11 protein-coding genes are annotated in these 12,669 nt (G+C 78.6%); 5 read left to right on the plus strand and 6 right to left on the minus strand.

All coding sequences use genetic code 11. The features are described from left to right. Positions 1 to 135 precede the first annotated feature (135 nt). Genes DT057_RS22795 through DT057_RS22810 form a run of 4 tightly spaced genes read right to left on the minus strand, consistent with a single transcriptional unit; the run spans position 136 to position 2,988 of the window. The gene (locus DT057_RS22795) at positions 136 to 657 is read right to left on the minus strand and encodes a DUF3305 domain-containing protein (RefSeq protein ID WP_128564399.1); all 522 of its coding nucleotides are present in this window, start codon (positions 655 to 657) and stop codon (positions 136 to 138) included. Next, positions 654 to 1,682, minus strand: a complete 1,029-nt coding sequence (locus tag DT057_RS22800; RefSeq protein WP_128564400.1) for a DUF6352 family protein — start codon at positions 1,680 to 1,682, stop codon at positions 654 to 656. The genes DT057_RS22795 and DT057_RS22800 overlap by 4 nt, the downstream gene beginning before the upstream one ends. Continuing rightward, entirely contained in the window at positions 1,679 to 2,257 is a 579-nt protein-coding gene (locus tag DT057_RS22805; protein ID WP_128564401.1) for a DUF6505 family protein, read from the minus strand. Before DT057_RS22805 ends, DT057_RS22800 begins: the two co-directional genes overlap by 4 nt. After that, on the minus strand, positions 2,254 to 2,988 hold the full coding sequence (locus DT057_RS22810) for a biotin/lipoate--protein ligase family protein (RefSeq protein ID WP_128564402.1): 735 nt from the start codon (positions 2,986 to 2,988) through the stop codon (positions 2,254 to 2,256). The genes DT057_RS22805 and DT057_RS22810 overlap by 4 nt, the downstream gene beginning before the upstream one ends. A gap of 194 nt (positions 2,989 to 3,182) precedes the next feature. On the opposite strand from DT057_RS22810, the gene DT057_RS22815 reads away from it, so the two are divergent. After that, on the plus strand, positions 3,183 to 5,159 hold the full coding sequence (locus tag DT057_RS22815; protein ID WP_128564403.1) for a 4Fe-4S binding protein: 1,977 nt from the start codon (positions 3,183 to 3,185) through the stop codon (positions 5,157 to 5,159). Positions 5,160 to 5,260: 101 nt separating this feature from the next. Here DT057_RS22815 and DT057_RS22820 read toward each other — a convergent pair whose 3' ends face one another. Next, entirely contained in the window at positions 5,261 to 6,580 is a 1,320-nt protein-coding gene (locus DT057_RS22820; protein ID WP_128564404.1) for a c-type cytochrome, read from the minus strand. A 359-nt stretch (positions 6,581 to 6,939) separates the two neighbouring features. On the opposite strand from DT057_RS22820, the gene DT057_RS22825 reads away from it, so the two are divergent. Genes DT057_RS22825 through DT057_RS22840 form a run of 4 tightly spaced genes read left to right on the plus strand, consistent with a single transcriptional unit; the run spans position 6,940 to position 11,873 of the window. Then, the gene (locus DT057_RS22825; RefSeq protein WP_128564405.1) at positions 6,940 to 8,073 is read left to right on the plus strand and encodes a molybdopterin-binding protein; all 1,134 of its coding nucleotides are present in this window, start codon (positions 6,940 to 6,942) and stop codon (positions 8,071 to 8,073) included. Next, on the plus strand, positions 8,070 to 10,094 hold the full coding sequence (locus tag DT057_RS22830; RefSeq protein WP_128564406.1) for a molybdopterin biosynthesis protein: 2,025 nt from the start codon (positions 8,070 to 8,072) through the stop codon (positions 10,092 to 10,094). Before DT057_RS22825 ends, DT057_RS22830 begins: the two co-directional genes overlap by 4 nt. Positions 10,095 to 10,096: 2 nt before the next feature. Next, on the plus strand, positions 10,097 to 10,636 hold the full coding sequence (mobB, locus tag DT057_RS22835) for a molybdopterin-guanine dinucleotide biosynthesis protein B (RefSeq protein WP_128564407.1): 540 nt from the start codon (positions 10,097 to 10,099) through the stop codon (positions 10,634 to 10,636). Beyond that, positions 10,620 to 11,873: a molybdopterin molybdotransferase MoeA gene (locus DT057_RS22840; RefSeq protein WP_128564408.1), complete on the plus strand. Its 1,254-nt coding sequence runs from the start codon at positions 10,620 to 10,622 to the stop codon at positions 11,871 to 11,873. The genes mobB and DT057_RS22840 overlap by 17 nt, the downstream gene beginning before the upstream one ends. A gap of 34 nt (positions 11,874 to 11,907) precedes the next feature. Here DT057_RS22840 and DT057_RS22845 read toward each other — a convergent pair whose 3' ends face one another. Further along, positions 11,908 to 12,618 carry an aspartate/glutamate racemase family protein gene (locus DT057_RS22845; RefSeq protein WP_128564409.1) on the minus strand — a complete coding sequence of 237 codons (711 nt, stop codon included), beginning with the start codon at positions 12,616 to 12,618 and terminating at the stop codon, positions 11,908 to 11,910. Between the last annotated feature and the right edge of the window lie 51 nt (positions 12,619 to 12,669).

Here is a 12,669-nt window from a genome sequence, read left to right on the forward strand (position 1 = left end):
GCTGCCGTGGCCTCCACCGGCCCCGCGGTGGCCTCCGCCGGCGCCGCGGCCGGAGGCGCCGGCGGGACGGCCGCGCGCTTGCGCCGCGACCAGCGCGCCAGGAAGTCGCCGCTCACCGGAATCCCCGGGGCGCGCTCACGGCTCCTCCCGCCGCGGCCGGCCGCCCTGGCCCGTCGCGGTCGCCTGGCGGGCGAGGGCCTCGGGATCGGCCCGGTCGCGCCTGCGCTTCTGGAACGGCCGCTCGACGTGGAAGGCGGCGTAGAAGGCCGCCAGGCGGGCCTGGATCTCGGGCGGCATCGGCAGGGCCTCGACGATCTCGCCGATTCCCTCCGCCAGGGACTCGCCCTCGTAGGGGTCGGCCGTCACGGTGGCGACCGCGTAGGTCTCGGGCCCGACCTCCCGCAGCGCCACCCAGAGGGACGGGCGCCCGGAGGCGAGGTTGTCGCCGTAATGCGCCGTCTCGGCGGGGTGCAACTCCACCTCGTAGGCCCCGGCGTAGAAGGTCTCCTCCTCCTCGCCCGCCGACAGGCGCGTCCAGGGCGCGGCCTCCGGCAGGCCGGCCAGGATCGCCACCGGCAGCCAGGCGTGGCTCGCCCAGGCGCCCACGAGCTTGCGCCTGGCCACGACCACGCCGACGGGGAAGTGCGACGCGGTCATCGGGGGCCTCGCGGGGCATCGGCCGGGGCGGCGCCGGCGAGCGGCAGCCCGGCGACGAGGTTCTGGGGCTTCAGCGTCACGGTGCGGTCCGGCGTCATGGCGAGCAGCAGGTAGACCGGGCGCGCGCCGAGGCGCGGGTCGGCCCGCGCCGGATCCGCGAAGGTGAGGCGGAACAGGGCCAGCACGCGCGCGCGCGCCGCCGGATCCACCGGGTCGCCGCGCCAGAGCGCGTTGCCGATCCGGGTCGCCTCGGCGTCGAGGCCGACGAACCAGCGCCAGTCCGGGTCCTCGATCGCCGCGAGGGGCGCGACCGCCACCGCGACCCCGAGGAGGTGGCCCACGAACGCCTCGATCACCCGGGCGAGGCCCTCGCGGCTCCTCGCGTCGGAGCCGAGGTTCAGGGCCATGCTGAAGGCGTCCGAGCGGCTCCAGTAGCTCCAGGCCGTGTCGGGCGTGAGTACGTCGAGGTCGCCGGCGGGCTCGCGCCCGAGCATCGCCAGCAGGGGCGAGCGGCCTGCCGCGCCCTCCGCGGCCTCGATCCGCTCGGCGTCGGCGAGCAGCACCGCCTCGCCGGAGACCGAGACGCGCTGGGGCCGGAAGAACAGCTCGCCCGCCCGCAGCACGTAGGGGTCGTCGCAGCCGTCGAGGGCGTTGCGCAGGATCAGGTGGACGAGCTGGTCGAGGAACAGCGGCGGCGTGCCCCCGGCGCCCCGGGCCACGAGGTCGAGATAGGCCGCCTCGACGGTGGCGGCCGCGAGCAGGCGCTCCCGGAAGGCGAGGACGACCGCCCAGTTCTCGCGCGCGTCGGGGTCCGCGAGGGCCGCGACCTCGCCGGCGGGCACGGGCCGGCGGGGCGCGGCCAGCAGGCTCGCGTGGAGCGCCCGCTCCGCCGGGCAGGCCTCGTCCGGGGGGACGAGCTCGGGCCGCGCCAGGTAGGCGAGGAGCAGCGCGTCCGTGACCGCGAGCCCGCCGGCCTCGGTGCGCCCGGCGAGGTGGTGGCCGCTCGAGACCCAGAACTCGGTCATCGCGGGCTCCCGCCGAGGAGGCCCGCGAGGTCGACCCGCTCGCCCGCGCCCGCGTCCGCCCCGTCCTCGTCGGTCTCGTAGAAGTCGAAGGCGCGCGCGAAGGCGTGGCGGGGATCGGCGCCCGGCACCGCCTCCGCGCGGGGGCTGAGCGCCCGGAACCGCTCGCGGACCTCGCCCCCCTCGGCCGTCCGGTGCAGCGCCAGCACGGTGCCGACGGGCGGCTGGCACAGGGAGGCCGCGACCGCGATCTCCTCGCGGGCGGCGGCGCGGGCGCTCTCGCGGTCGGGCGCGCCGAGGCGGTCGTGGATCTGCGCCGCCAGGGCCTCGACCGCCAGCGCCCGCTCGGCCTCGCTCGCCTCGCTCACCACCACGAGGGTCGAGAAGCCGAAGGACTCGATGCCGAGGAAGCCGGCCCGGAAGGCGGCCCGCTCCCGGCCCGACAGCGCCGCGGGGTCGGCCTCGAGGAACAGGAAGGTGCCGGTCACCGCCCACTCGCCGGGCTCGGCGGCGCGCGGGAACACCAGGGTGTCGGACGGGTCGAGCCGCAGGGTGCGCGGCAGGCGCAGGCGGGTCACAGGCGCGGCCCTCCGCGGGCGGGGTCGAGCCAGGCCGCGCCGTCGGGGCGGAACGGCAGCCGCAGGGTCTCGCGCCCGGGCTCCTCCCGGCAGGCGGCGCCGTCGGGGGCGATGCGCCAGCGCACGGAAGGCCGCTCCCGCGGCAGGTAGGGCAGGATGCGGGCGGCGGCGGCCGGCACGCCGTCCTCCGCCCAGACCTCCAGCCCCTTCATCAGGTGGCGCGCGAAGCTCTCGACGAGGGGCTCGCGGCTGCGCGCCGGGAACCCCTCCTCCTCCAGGGAGGTGGAATCCGGGGTCAGGCCGGGATCGCCCGCCTCCCGCTTCGAGGCGATCAGCATGGCGGAGAACACCAGCCAGGCCGGCACCGCATCCTCGCCGCACGCGGGCGGGCAGGCGAGGCGCCCGCCGCCGAGGCGCGCCCGGTCGAAGCGCAGGGTGTCGGGCCAGTCGAGGGTGACGGGCTTGTCGGGCGGCGCCAGGCTCCCGACCGCCTCGGCGAGGGCCGCGAGGCCGACGAGCCCGGCGAGGCGGGCGACGCGGAGCGGCTCCCCGGGGCAGAGCACGACGGCGAGGTCGACGACCGCCTCCCGCGCGCCGACGACGAGCGTGCCGGCCTCCGGGCCGGCCTCGGCGAGGGCGCAGGCGCGGGCGTGGGCGTCCTCCCGCCCGCGCAGGGTCACGGCGCGGAACGGGGGCGGCAGCACCAGGGCGGGGGCGTCGGCTGCGATCATCGGGACCTTAGAGGCTCGCCTGCGCGCACGTGTCGGGTCGTTGTTTCGAACGGTTCGTATATAGGGGGAGGCGATGCAAACAAGGGGCGTGACGGCCCCGGGCGGCAGGGGCCGGCGGGCCGGCGCGCGGCCTTCCCTCGGAGAGACGCGCTGTGTCGGACCGGATCGTGTTCGCCTGTTCCTGCGAGGGGAGCATGCCCCTTGACGCCGCCGCGATCGGGCGGGCTTGCGGCGGCCGGCTCGAGACCGGCGACCAGCTCTGCGGGCGCGAGCTCGACCGCGTCCGGGCCGCGATGGCGACGGGCGCCCCCGTCACGGTGTCGTGCACCCTCAAGGCGCCCCTGTTCGACGAGGTCGCGCACGAGTGCGGCGCGGCCGACCGGATCGCCTACGCCAACATCCGCGAGAGCGCCGGCTGGTCGCGCGAGGCCGGGGCCGCGGGCCCGAAGATGGCGGCCCTGCTCGCCGCCGCCGCGGAGCCGATGCCGCCCGTGCCGGTCGTCGGCGTCGAGAGCCGGGGCGTGGTGCTGGTCTACGGCCGCGACGAGGCCGCGGTCGCGGCCGGCGAGCGGCTCGCCGGCCACCTCGACGTCACGGTGCTGCTGACGCGGCCCGGCGCCGTCGAGCCGCCCCGGCAGGCCGAGTTCCCGGTCCTCAAGGGCAGCGTGGCCGCGGCGAGCGGGCATCTCGGCGCGTTCAGCCTGCGCATCGACGACTACGCGCTGCCCACCCCCTCGTCCCGGCAGCGGCTGGTGTTCGGGCCCGGCCGCGACGGCGCCACCTCGACCTGCGACCTCGTCGTCGACCTCTCGGGCGGCACGCCGCTGTTCCCGGCCCACGCCCTGCGCAGCGGCTACCTCCGGGCCGATCCGGGCGACCCGGCGGCGGTCGAGCGGGCGCTGTTCGAGGCCTCCCACCTCGTCGGCACGTTCGACAAGACCCGCTTCGTCGACTTCCACGCCGCGCTCTGCGCGCATTCCCGCTCCCGCATCACCGGGTGCACCCGCTGCCTCGAGGTCTGCCCGACCGGCGCCATCGCGCCCGCCGGCGACCACGTGGCGATCGACCCCCACGTCTGCGCCGGGTGCGGCTCCTGCGCGGCGGTGTGCCCGACGGGCGCCGCCGCCTACGCGGTGCCCCCCGCTGACGCCCTGATGCGGCGCCTGCGCACCCTCCTGTCCGCCTACCGCCGGGCGGGCGGCCGGGATCCGGTGCTGCTCGTCCACGACGGCGGCCACGGCGCGCCGCTCGTCGACGCGCTGGCGCGCCACGGCGACGGCCTGCCCGCGAACGTGCTGCCGGTGCCCGTGAACGAGGTCACCCAGGTCGGCCCCGAGGCCGTGGCGGCGGCCTTCGCGTACGGCGCCGTCGCGGTGCGGTTCCTGGTCCGGGCGCGGCCGCGGCACGACATCGCGAGCCTGCGGCGCAACGCGGACCGCCTCGAGACGATCGTGCAGGCCCTCGGCTACGGCCCGGAGGCGGGCGGCGACGTCGTCTCGGTGATCGAGACGGACGACGCCGACGCCCTCGCGCAGGCCCTCGCGGCCGGGTCCCGCGGCACCCCGGCGCCGGCGCCGGCCGGGTTCATGCCCGACGGCGACGCCCGCAGCGTCCTGCGCTTCGCCTTCCGGGAGCTGCACCGGGCCGCGCCGCGCCCGGCCGACGCGGTGCCGCTCGACCCCGGCGCGCCCTTCGGCGGGCTGGAGTTCCGCACCGAGGCCTGCACCCTGTGCCTCGCCTGCGTCGGCGCCTGCCCGACGACCGCGCTCTCGGACGATGCCGAGCGGCCCCGCCTGAGCTTCTCCGAGAGCCTGTGCGTGCAGTGCGGCCTGTGCGCGGCGACCTGCCCGGAGGACGTCATCACCCTCGCGCCCCGGCTCGACTTCGCCGCCTGGGCGGCGCCGCGCCGGGTCCTGAAGGAGGAGGAGCCGTTCGACTGCGTCGCCTGCGGCACGCCGTTCGGCACGCGCAGCACCATCGAGCGGGTGATCGGCAGGCTGCGGGACCGGCACTGGATGTTCGCCGGCAGCGCCGGAGCGTCGCGGATCAGGGCCCTGATGATGTGCGAGACCTGCCGGGTCACGCACGTGGTCGCGGAGGGCTTCGACCCGCACGCGCCGGACCAGCGCCGCACGCGCACCACCGAGGATTACCTGCGCGAGCGCGGCTAGGGCGCTCCCCGCCGATGCGGACGCCGGTTCGCCGCGAGGGAGCGCGTCGAGGCGACGCCTCGGCCCGAGATCCGATCGCAGGGCGATCCGGGTGTCGCGCGCTAGGGCGCCGGCCGGGTCGCGCGCTCCAGGAAGCGCACCAGGGCCTCGCGGTCGGCCGCGGCCGCGATGGTCTGCTCGGGCATCCTGGTGCCGGGCGTGTAGCGGGCCGGGCCGACCTCGAAGAGCGCCGCGATCGTCTCGGCGTTCCACACGATGGCGAGGCGCTTGAGGGCCGGCGAGAACGCGTAGCCCGGCGCGGTGGCGATCGGGCGCCCGAACACCCCGTGCAGGGTCGGGCCGGCGCGGTTGCCCGCGTCCGGCGTCAGGGCGTGGCAGGCGGCGCAGGCCCGGAACACCTCGGCGCCGCGATCCCCCGCGAAGGCCGCGAGCGGGTCCGGGGGCCGGGTCAGCGCGAGGGGGCCGATCGGCTCGCCCGTCGCCAGGTCCCAGCGCCGCACCAGGCGGTCGCCGCCGCCGGTCAGGAGCTCGGCGTCGGACCGGAAGGCCAGCGACCAGACCGGCAGCCCCGGCCCGGCGAGGTGGAACAGCACCCGCGCCTGCGCCCGGTCGATCAGCGCGACGGCGCCGGCGATGGTGGCGGCGGCGATGCGCCGGCCGTCGGGCGAGAGGGCGAGGGCGACGACCGGGCTCGGCGGCAGCGCCACGGCGGCCCGCGGGCGGCCGTCCGGCGCCAGCAGGTGCACGACCCCGTCGGCCCCCGCCGCGACGATCTCGCCGTCGGCGGCCGCCGCGACCGCGTTGAGGGGAGCCTCGAGGGCGATCGTCCGCGGCGGGTCGTCCCCGGCCCAGATCCGCAGCGTCCCGTCGTAGCCCGCCGTCACGAGGCGCCCGTCGGGCAGGAACGCCACGCCGTTGACGTTGCCGCGGTGGCCCTCGTGCACCCGCGCCGCCCCGCCGCCGAGGGGCGTCACCCGCGCGGTGCCGTCCCAGGAGGCCGAGGCGACGCGGCTCCCGTCGGGCGACAGCGCGAGGCCGACGACCGGTCCCTGGTGGCCGGCGGGAAGCGTCTCGGGCTCGGGCCGGTCGCGGCTCCAGAGCGCGACCCGGCCGTCCTCGCCCCCGGTGAGCATCCGCCCGCCGGGCGCGAGCGCCACCGCGTTGACCGCCCCGTCGTCGGGCCGCAGGACGCGCAGCGCGGTCCCGTCCTCGATCGCCCACAGGATCGCCGACTGGTCGAAGCTGCCGCTGAGGGCCGTGAGCCCGTCCGGCGCCGCGGCGAGCGCCCGCACCGGCCCGCCGTGGCCGCGCATCGGCGCCTCCGCCCGGGCCGGGAGGGCGAGGAGCGCCGTCACCGGCAGGGCGAGGCGCCAGGCGCGCAGGCGGCGCGGACAGGCGCGCAGGCGGCGCGGAGTGGTCATGGCGGGGCGTCCCTTCGGGGTCGGTGAGCGGCAGGCCCCCGAGGCTACGCGGCTTTGCGCGCGGGAAAAGCCCGGGCGCAGGGTCACTGCGTCGCGCCGGCGCGGGGGCTGCGCCGCGGCTCGGGACCCTTGATCGCCGGGCGCCGATCCCGCATCCGGGGGCGGATCTGCGCAAGGCCCCGGGGCGTCGCGACCGCGCGCGTCGCCGCCGCGAGGGCGCCGCAGGCCGGGAGGCCGCCCGTGACGGCTCGAGGGACGCGACACATGACGCGCGCGACAGGCCCGGCTCCGGACGGGCGCAGGCGGCCGGGCCGCCCCGCCCCGGCCCCATGTTCGTCTGCCCCATGACGGTCCGCCCCATGACGGTCCGCCCCGATTCCGCCCGCGCGCCGAGCGCCAGCCTCCTGCCCCTCGCCGGGGCGGTGGCGCGCCTGACCGCCGGCCTCGTCCCGGTTGCCCCCGAATTCCTGCCCCCGGGGCACGCCGCGGGCGCCGCGGCGGCGCACGACGTGGTGCTGGAGGCCGGCCTGCCCCCGCGCCGCCTCGCCCTGCGCGACGGCTGGGCCGTGAGCGCCGCGGCGGTCGTCGGCGCCTCGCCCTACGGCCCGGTGCGGCTCGAGCGGGCCCCCGCCTGGATCGAGGCCGGCGAGGCGCTGCCGGAGGGAACCGACGCCCTGCTCGCGCCCGACGCCGTGCCGGGAGCGGGCGGGCCCGGGCCGGTCGAGGTCGAGGCCGACGCTCCCCCGGGGGAGGGCACCCGGGCGGCGGGCGCCGAGTGGCCGGGGGGGGCGCGCCTCGTCGCCGCGGGCGAGAGGCTGACGGCTCTGCACGCCTTCGCGCTGGCGCAGGCCGGGATCGGCGCCGTGGCCGTGCGCCGGCCCCGGGTCCGGGTGCTCGCCGCGGGGCTCGAGGCGGCCGACACCCTGTCGGCGCTGCTCGGGGCCTGGATCGCCCGGCGCGGCGGCTGCGTCCCGGACAGCGCCCGGGTGCCGGACGACCCCGCCGCCATCGCGGCCGCCCTCGCCCGGGAGGGCGCCGACGCCGTCCTGGTGATCGGCGGCACGGGCCTCGGGCGGCGCGACCGCAGCGCCGAGGGCCTCGCCCGCGCCGGGAGCGTCGTCGCGCACGGCATCGCCCTGCGGCCGGGCGAGAGCGCGGGCTTCGGCGAGGCCGGCGGCCGGCCCGTGCTGCTGCTGCCGGGGCGGCCCGACGCCGCGATGGCGGCCTTCCTGGCCCTCGGGCACCCCCTCGTCGCGGCGCTCGCGGCCGCTTGCCGGGAGCCGCCGGAGACCGCAGCCCTCGCCCGCAAGGTGGCCTCGGCGATCGGGCTGTCCGAGGTCGTGTTCCTGCGCCGCGGCCGAGGGGGCGCCGAGCCCCTCGGCGGGGCGGAGTGCCCGCTCCACCGCCTCGTCGGCGCCGACGCCGCCCTGCTGGTGCCGCCCGAGCGCGAGGGCTATCCGGAGGGCAGCCTCGTCGAGATCATGCCCCTGTGAGTGCCTCCCCGCCCCCCGACGCCTTCCGCGACCGCCTCGCCCGCGCGGCGCGCCAGGAGCAGTTTCTCGCCGTCGTCAGCCGCGAGGAGGCCCTCGCACGCTGGCGCGCGGCCGTGCCGCACGCCGTCCTGCCGCCCGAGCAAGTGCCCCTCGCCGACGCCCTCGGGCGGGTGCTCGCCGCCGACATCGCCTCGCCCATCGACGTGCCGCCCTTCGACCGCGCTCTGGTGGACGGCTTCGCGGTCCGGGCCGCCGACACCGAGGGCGCGAGCGAGGCGGCGCCCCGGCCCCTCGTCCTCAACCCCGAGATCCTGGCCTGCGGCACGGCGCCCGGCCTCGCGGTCCGCCCCGGCACGGCGACGCCCATCGCCACCGGCGGCGCCCTGCCGCGGGGCGCCGACGCCGTCGTGATGGTCGAGGCGACGGAGTTCCGCGACGGGCCGGACGCCGCCGTCGCGGTGGCGCGCCCGGCGGCCCCGGGGCAGTTCATCGGCTACGCGGGGGCCGACATGGCCCGCGGCGAGACCGTGCTGCGCCGGGGCGCCCTCGTCACCGCCCGGGAGATCGGGATGCTCGCCGCCTGCGGCCTCGCCGCCCTCGAGGTGGTGCGCCGCCCCCGCGTCGCCGTGCTGTCGACCGGGGACGAGCTCGTTCCCCCCGGCGCGGCGCTGCCGCCGGCCGGGCTCTACGATTCGAACGGCGCCATCGTGGCCGCCACCGTCGCGGAGAACGGCGGCACGGCGCTCCCCCGCGGCATCGTGCCGGACGACGAGGCGGCCCTCGAGGCGGCCCTGCGCGCGGCGCTCGCCGAGGCCGACCTCGTCGTCCTGTCGGGGGGCACCTCGAAGGGGGCCGGCGACGTCTCGCACCGCGTCCTGCCGCGCCTGGGCGAGCCCGGGATCCTCGTCCACGGCGTCGCGCTCAAGCCCGGCAAGCCCCTCTGCCTCGCGCGGGCGCAGGGCACGCCCATCGTGGTGCTGCCGGGCTTCCCGACCTCGGCCATGTTCACCTTCCACGACGTCGTGGTGCCGCTGATCCGCGCGATGGCGGGCCTGGCCCCCCGGGAGGAGACCGTCGTCGAGGCCGTGCTGCCCCAGCGCCTCGCCTCGGAGCTCGGCCGCACGGAGTTCGTGATGGCGGCCCTGTCGCGGGGCCCCGACGGGCCCGTGGCGCTGCCGCTCGCCAAGGGCTCCGGCGCCGTCACGGCCTTCTCGCAGGCCGACGGCTTCTTCGCGGTGCCGGCCGAGCGGGCCGGGCTCGAGGCGGGCGCGCGGGTGCGCGTCACCCGCCTCGGTGCCGGGGCGCGCCTGCCCGACCTGATGATCGTCGGCAGCCACTGCGTCGGACTCGACCGCCTGGTCGGGCGCCTGGCGGAGCGCGGGGTGAGCGCCCGCACCATCTGGGTCGGCTCCTCGGGCGGCCTCGCGGCCCTGCGGCGGGGGGAGTGCGACCTCGCCGCCATGCACCTCCTCGATCCCGCGACGGGGCGCTACAACGCCCCCTACCTGACCCCGGGCCTCGCGCTGGCGCCGGGCTGGCGGCGGCTCCAGGGCGTCGTGGTCCGGCGGGACGATCCCCGCCTCGCCGTCCCGGCCGCCCAGGTGCCGGCCGCCCGGGAGGCGGCCGACAGGGGGGTGGCCGCCCGGGAGGCGGTGGCCGCCCTCCTGGCCGACCCCGACTGCGTGATGGTCAACCGCAACACCGGGTCCGGCACCCGCGCCCTCGTCGAGGACCTCCTCGGCGGCGCCCGGCCGGCCGGCTACTGGAACCAGCCCCGCTCCCACAACGCGGTCGCGGCCGCGGTGGCGCAGGGGCGCGCCGACTGGGGCGTGGCGATCGCCACGGTGGCCGCGGCCTACGGCCTCGGGTTCCTGCCCCTGACCGAGGAGCACTACGACTTCGCCTACCCGGAGGCCCGCCGGGACGCCCCGGCCCTCTCGGCCTTCCTGGCGCTCCTCGCCGAGCCCGGGACCGCGGCCGACCTCGCGGCCCTCGGCTTCGGCCGCCCGGGGGAGGCCTGACCATGCGGGTCATCGGGCTCGCCGGCTGGAGCGGCGCCGGCAAGACCACGCTGCTCACGCGCCTGATCCCGGTGCTGGCCGCCCGCGGGCTGCGGGTCGCGACGCTCAAGCACGCCCACCACGCCTTCGACGTCGACCCGCCGGGCAAGGATTCCAGGCGCCACCGCGACGCCGGGGCGCAGGAGGTGATCGTGTCCTCGGCCCGGCGCTCCGTGCAGATCCGCGAGGTCGGGGAGGGCGCCGAGCCGACGCTTGCCGGCCTGCTGCGCCGCCTGGGGCCCTGCGACCTCGTCCTGGTGGAGGGCTTCAAGCGCGCCGCCCACCCGAAGCTCGAGGTGTTCCGGGCGGCCGCCGGCCGCCCCGCCCTGCACCCGGAGGACGACCGCATCGTCGCGGTCGCGAGCGACCGGCCCTTCCCGCGCGCGCGCGTCCCGGTCCTGGATCTCGACGACGTCGCCGGCATCGCCGAGGTGGTGCTCGCCCGCTCGGACGCGATCGGCACGGTTCTGGAGAGGCTCGAGCGCCATGGCGCAGCTGACTGACGATTGCTTCGCGTTCGGCGGGCCGCTGCTCTCCGTCGAGGAGGCGGCGGCGCTCATCGCCGCCCGGGTGCCGGTCCTGGCCGGGGTCGAGACCGTGGCGCTCGACGCGGCGGACGGGCGCATCGCCGCCGCGGACGTCGCCGCCCGCCTCGACCTGCCGCCCTTCGACAACGCGGCCGTCGACGGCTACGCGGTCCGCTGGCGCGACCTCGCGCCCGGGGCCGAGACCGTGCTGCCGGTGCGCGGCCGCCTCGCGGCCGGCGCCGCCGCCCCGGGACCGCCGCTCGCGGGCGCGGCCGTGCGCATCTTCACCGGGGCGCCGATGCCGGCCTGGGCCGACACGGTGTTCATGCAGGAGGACGTGCGCCGCGAGGGCGACGCCGTCGTGCTGCCGCCGGGCCTCAAGGCCGGGGCCAACCGCCGTCCGGCCGGCGAGGACGTCGCCCGCGGCGCCGTGGTGATCGCGGCCGGCCGGCGCCTCACGCCGCCGGACCTCGCCCTCGCGGCCGCGACCGGCCATGCCGGGCTCGCGGTGCGCCGGCGCCTGCGCGTGGCCGTGTTCTCGACCGGCGACGAGCTCAGCGAGCCCGGCGAGGCGCTGCGGCCGGGCGCGATCCACGACTCGAACCGCATCCTGCTCGCGGCGCTGCTGCGCCGGCTCGGCTGCGCGGTAGCGGATCTCGGCATCCTGCGCGACGACCCGGCGGCCCTGCCCGGCCGCCTCGCCGCGGCGGCCCGCGACCACGACCTGATCCTCACCTCGGGCGGGGTCTCGACCGGGGAGGAAGACCACGTCAAGGCCGCCGTCGAGGCGGTGGGCCGCCTGGTGTTCTGGCGCCTCGCCATCAAGCCGGGGCGGCCCGTCGCCATGGGGCTGGTCGGCGACACGCCCTTCGTCGGCCTGCCCGGCAACCCGGTCGCGGTCTACGTCACGCTGCTGTTCGTGGTCCGCCCGCTGCTCGCCCGCCTCGGCGGCGCGCTCCCGGCGCCGCCCCCGTCCCAGCCGGCCCGGTCCGCCTTCCGCTACCGCAAGAAGGCCGGCCGGCGCGAGTACGTCCGGGTCAGCCTGCGCCGCACCCCGGACGGCGGGGTCGAGGCCGTGAAGTACCCCCGCGACGGCGCGGGCGTCCTGTCCTCCCTCACCGGGAGCGACGGCCTCGCCGAACTGCCCGAGGCCGTGACGGCGGTGGAGGAGGGGGACCGGATCGAGGTCTTCGCCCACCCGCTCCTGTGGTGAGGCGCGGCGCCCGCCGGGTGGCGCGGCGCGGGGCTCACCGGGGCGCGCTCCCGAGCGCCCAGTCCACCGCGGCCTCGGCGTGGATGGCCGTGGTGTCGAAGAGGGGGACCGGGCTGTCCTCCGGCCCGACGAGCAGCATGATCTCGGTGCAGCCCAGGATCACCGCCTCGGCCCCCCGCGCCGCGAGGCGCGCGATCACCTCCCGGTAGGCCCGGCGCGACGAGGCCTCCACCCGGCCCCGCACCAGCTCGTCGTAGATCACCCGGTGCACGGTCGCGCGGTCCTCGTCCCCGGGCACCAGCACGTCGAGGCCGTGGCGCCGCGCGAGGCGGCCCTTGTAGAAGTCCTGCTCCATGGTGAAGGCCGTCCCCAGGAGGCCGACGCGCCGCATCCCGGCGGCCCGGATGCGCGCGGCCGTGGGGTCGGCGATGTGCAACAGCGGCAGGGCGGTCCCGGCCTGCACCGCCTCGGCCATCCGGTGCATGGTGTTGGTGCAGAGCACCAGCACGTCCGCCCCCCCGCGCTCGAGGCGACGGGCGGCGTCGACGAGGAGCGCGGCGGCCGCGTCCCAGCGGCCGGCGTGCTGGAGCGCCTCGATCTGCGCGAAGTCGAAGGACCACATCAGGCAGCGCGCCGAGTGGTGCCCGCCGCGGCGCTCCCGCACCCGCTCGTTGATGAGGCGGTAGTACACCGCCGAGCTCTCCCAGCTCATCCCGCCGATGAGGCCGATCACGGTCTGCGTCACCCGAGAAACTCCCCCCGATCGAACGGCCGCGCCGGGGGCGCGGCACCCTGG

Source organism: Methylobacterium crusticola (assembly GCF_003574465.1).
GTDB classification, from domain to species: Bacteria; Pseudomonadota; Alphaproteobacteria; order Rhizobiales; family Beijerinckiaceae; genus Methylobacterium; species Methylobacterium crusticola.

Excerpts from the sequence above, each read along its gene's own strand:
- DT057_RS22840 (WP_128564408.1), top strand. The coding sequence starts at position 10,620 with ATGGCGCAGCTGACTGACGATTGCTTCGCGTTCGGCGGGCCGCTGCTC.
- DT057_RS22800 (WP_128564400.1), bottom strand. The coding sequence starts at position 1,682 with ATGACCGAGTTCTGGGTCTCGAGCGGCCACCACCTCGCCGGGCGCACC.
- DT057_RS22820 (WP_128564404.1), bottom strand. The coding sequence starts at position 6,580 with ATGACCACTCCGCGCCGCCTGCGCGCCTGTCCGCGCCGCCTGCGCGCC.
- DT057_RS22810 (WP_128564402.1), bottom strand. The coding sequence starts at position 2,988 with ATGATCGCAGCCGACGCCCCCGCCCTGGTGCTGCCGCCCCCGTTCCGC.
- DT057_RS22815 (WP_128564403.1), top strand. The coding sequence starts at position 3,183 with ATGCCCCTTGACGCCGCCGCGATCGGGCGGGCTTGCGGCGGCCGGCTC.
- mobB (WP_128564407.1), top strand. The coding sequence starts at position 10,097 with ATGCGGGTCATCGGGCTCGCCGGCTGGAGCGGCGCCGGCAAGACCACG.
- DT057_RS22825 (WP_128564405.1), top strand. The coding sequence starts at position 6,940 with ATGACGGTCCGCCCCGATTCCGCCCGCGCGCCGAGCGCCAGCCTCCTG.
- DT057_RS22795 (WP_128564399.1), bottom strand. The coding sequence starts at position 657 with ATGACCGCGTCGCACTTCCCCGTCGGCGTGGTCGTGGCCAGGCGCAAG.